This is a genomic window from Pseudomonas sp. W2Jun17 (assembly GCF_023127795.1).
GTDB classification, from domain to species: domain Bacteria; phylum Pseudomonadota; class Gammaproteobacteria; order Pseudomonadales; family Pseudomonadaceae; genus Aquipseudomonas; species Aquipseudomonas synxantha_A.
In genome coordinates this window covers 1769-2190 of the sequence record NZ_SPKO01000030.1, presented here as the reverse complement: position 1 = coordinate 2190, position 422 = coordinate 1769, and the positions used below count along the sequence as shown (strand labels likewise).

1 protein-coding gene is annotated in these 422 nt (G+C 55.9%); it reads left to right on the top strand.

What is annotated here, in order from left to right; genetic code table 11:
• On the top strand, positions 1–422 hold a 422-nt coding region (locus E4O98_RS18940; RefSeq protein ID WP_348984636.1), incomplete at both ends, for an immunoglobulin-like domain-containing protein.

Sequence of the window (422 nt, the reverse complement as noted above, 5' to 3'; positions counted from 1 at the left end):
CGGGCAACGGCGCCACCACCACGATCAACGACACCATCGATAAAGTCGATGTAGTACTGACCGCCACTACCACCGTCGGCGAAGGCGGCAATATCGTCTACAGCGCCAGCCTTGTGGATAAAAACGGCGCGCCGGTGACTAACATCACCAATCCGTTGACTGTCACCCTGGATAACGGTCAGACCATCACCATTGGTGTGAATCAGTCGAGCGGCACTGTTTCGGTTCTTGCTCCTGATGACGTGTACAAAGGCGATCAAACCGTCACTACTGCTATCAGCGGCGTGACCGGCGGCGAGCACTTTGAAAATCTGATTCCAGGTACCGATAAAGTCACCACGACTGTAACTGACACTCCGGGGACCGATAACACCACGACCGTGACGTTGACTGCGCCGAGTGCGGTGAACGAAGGTGGCCAG